This window comes from uncultured Thiodictyon sp. (assembly GCF_903828115.1).
GTDB lineage: Bacteria > Pseudomonadota > Gammaproteobacteria > Chromatiales > Chromatiaceae > Thiodictyon.
In genome coordinates, this window is record NZ_CAIKKU010000210.1 from 1 (window position 1) to 2,902 (window position 2,902).

Below are 2,902 nucleotides of genomic sequence, written 5' to 3' on the forward strand. Positions count from 1 at the left end.
AATGGGTCGTATTAAAGATGATTTCACTTAGTTTCAAGCCAGAACAAGTCGTTCAACGTTTCATTTTGCTAAACGATGTGTTTAGCAACTGTATCTAAATTCCTTCGCTATCACACGTCGCGACGGAGATTGCAAATAGACTGCCGCGACGGTCTTGCAAGAAATTCCAAACATGCGGGTCCGCTGGAGCGTCACACCAGCGTCTCGCATCATCGTGCGATACGAATCATTGTGACGACGTTTTTCAAGCGTCCATACTCCTCTATTGAATCGAGAATTGCATCTGAAACGTAAGCGTAGTCCCAAGCACCGTGCATAGGCATTTGCACCGGCAGATGCATAGCGGTCATAATGGCGGCATCTATGACCGCTACGCTATCAGGCTGCCATACGGACCGATTTTCCGCTGCGAGCCAGCAGCCAGTTGGCTGGGGTGAGGCTGGCGGCTTCGCTGGCTTTCATGGCCGGCAGCCGGGTGAGCACGTCCTCAAGGTATTCCTTGGGATTGATACCCAGGCGGCGGCAGTTTTCAACAATGGTGTAGAGGATCGCGGACTTCTGACCGGCGGATTCGGCACCGATAAACATCCAGTTGCGCGCACCAAGCTTGGTCGGGCGGATCGAGTTTTCGACTCCGTTATTGTCTATCTCGACCCTGCCGTCGCTCAGATAGACTTCGAGGCGTTGCCACTGGTTGAGCGTGTAGCTGATGGCTTTGCCGAGCAGGCTCTTGGGCAGGATCGAACGCCGGAGTGCGAGAAGATCGATCAGTTTCTTGAGTCGGCGGTGGATCGGACGACTCTGAGCGGCGCGGGTGGCTTCGCGCAAGGCGGGGCCAACCTTGGCCTCCCGCAGTTGTGTCTCGATGTGATAGAGGTGACCGATTTGGCGCAGGATCCAACCGATGAGCCGGGGCGATTGCTTGCTGGCTTCGAAAAACTTCCGCCGGACATGGGCGTGGCACCCCATGAGTTTGACCCAGGACTTGTCCTTGGCCCACGCTGTGTATGCGCTGTAGCCGTCGCACTGGATGATGCGCACGAGCGGGTCGGCGTTAACGTCGCCGGACAGACTGTCGCCGAACAACTCGGTGATGGCACCGCCGTCGCGCCCGTCGCGCCAGTGGTAGAGCACGCTCCCGCCAGGGATGTTAGACACCCAGAGGTAGCCGGTCTGGGCCTTGCCACTGCCGGGTTCAAGGTAATCGATGGGGGTTTCGTCAATCTGTCGGTAAAGTGCGCGCCAATGTTCGTATTGGATTTCCCGGTAAATAATGGAGATCCAATCGGTAGCGAGCAGCGCCCAGTCGCAGAGAGTCTTGCGGTGAAGGTTGACGCCCATGCGGGCGAACATTTCCTGCTGACGATAGTAGGGCAGATGGCAGACGAAACGGTTGTCCACCACTTCGGCGATGAGGCCGGGAGTGGCGATGCAGCGGTCTTGAAGGGATGGCGGAAGCGGGTTGATGAAAGGCTTGGCGCAGGGATCATCCTTGCGCACGTATTTGCCGCGCACGAGCTGGATGCGGATGAACTCGGCGGGCTTGAAGTGGAGTTGCTCGCGCACTTCCTCGCCGATGCGGCGGAAGGCTTCGGGGTTGAGCCTCACTTCGGGCGGATCGAGTTCTTCGCGCACCAAGGGCAGGTGATCTGGGATGCGCGGGGCGCGGGTTTTTGTAACCGCTTTCTTGTGGGAGGGGATCTCAGCCGCCGGTCCTGGGTCTGCGGGAGCGGCGGCGGAGGCTTTTTTTGCGGAGTCGGGGTCCAGCATGAGTTCGAGCTGGGCGGCATCGAGCTTTTCGCTCGATACGCCAAAGATGCGGCGGGTCAGCGCGTCGATGGCCTGACGCAACACCAGGATCTCGGCGGCCTGGCGCGCAATCTCATCTAGCAACTTCTGTCTTTCGTCTGCGTCCATTTACTATCTATTTAGTAGCAAAAGACGTGCCATTCTGTTGGAACAAACTGCATTTTCACCGGATCTCATACCACGGCCGCTGGCACCCGTCGCGCATGTCGATGCCGTCGAGCAGGAGGGCGAGCGCCGTGGAGTTGAGGCGGAGTTTTCCGTCTTTCACATCGGCGGCCTTAGGCCATGAAAATGTCCCTCGCTCAAGACGTTTCGCTAAAATCCAGATTCCGCTGCCATCCCAATAGAGGATCTTGAGCAGGGTCCGCCGCTTGTTGGTGAAGGCGTAGATGGAGCCGCTTTTGGGGTCTTCCATCAGCCTGGTGCATACCGCGTCGTGAAGCCCGTTGAAGCTGCGGCGCATGTCGCAGGGTTCCACCGCCACGAACACTTTCAAGCTGCCGGAAAAACTCAGCATGGCCGTGGGCTTTCGAGTGCGCGGATCAAGGCGGCGGCAAGTTGGACTTGGCCGGGCGCGGTGATAACGAGTTTCGCACCACCCGGCAGTAACACTTCCATGGCGCGCCCGTCGCCGGCGGTTTCGAGTTCCGCCGGTACCAGTGACAGGAACGCGTGACACGGCAACCCAGGAGGGTCTGCCGATCCCGCCGTTTTGGCCTTCTTGATCCAGGAAACAAGCGTCTTCTAGGGCACGCCATGGAGGGATGCAAATCGCGGGGCACTCAAACCACTGGCCAGATAGGCATCAACCATGGTCTTCTTCTGTTCCGGAGTGTAGCGCAGGCGACCACGCCGGTCGGTCGTAAGCGTCCTAAATTTCACCCCTCGGTGCGGGCGACCCGAGGGGGGCTTGGATCGACCTTGGGTCAGGCGACGGCCTCGGCTTCGGCCAGGGCGGCGGCGGCCAGGGCGGCAGCAAAGCGGGCCGGGGTCAACTCGGCGGCTTGTTCCGGGGTGGCATTGTGCGGCAGGCGCTTGATCACCTCGGTCAGATACATTTCGGGATCCAGGTCATGCACCCGGCAGTTGGCCA

General features: G+C 59.2%; 3 protein-coding genes. All 3 read right to left on the reverse strand.

Annotated elements, in window-relative coordinates; all coding sequences use genetic code 11:
• Window positions 1-378: 378 nt before the first annotated feature.
• Window positions 379-1,917 carry an IS66 family transposase gene (locus QZY48_RS07685; RefSeq protein ID WP_295429782.1) on the reverse strand — a complete coding sequence of 513 codons (1,539 nt, stop codon included), beginning with the start codon at window positions 1,915-1,917 and terminating at the stop codon, window positions 379-381.
• 55 nt (window positions 1,918-1,972) lie between these two features.
• Window positions 1,973-2,326 carry an IS66 family insertion sequence element accessory protein TnpB gene (gene tnpB, locus QZY48_RS07690; protein ID WP_295429784.1) on the reverse strand — a complete coding sequence of 118 codons (354 nt, stop codon included), beginning with the start codon at window positions 2,324-2,326 and terminating at the stop codon, window positions 1,973-1,975.
• Window positions 2,327-2,735: 409 nt separating this feature from the next.
• A complete protein-coding gene (locus tag QZY48_RS34670) occupies window positions 2,736-2,888 on the reverse strand; it encodes a hypothetical protein (protein WP_366929651.1) in 153 nt (50 codons plus the stop codon).
• Between the last annotated feature and the right edge of the window lie 14 nt (window positions 2,889-2,902).

Coding starts and splice junctions, on each gene's coding strand:
- tnpB (WP_295429784.1), bottom strand. CDS start 2,326: ATGCTGAGTTTTTCCGGCAGCTTGAAAGTGTTCGTGGCGGTGGAACCC.
- QZY48_RS07685 (WP_295429782.1), bottom strand. CDS start 1,917: ATGGACGCAGACGAAAGACAGAAGTTGCTAGATGAGATTGCGCGCCAG.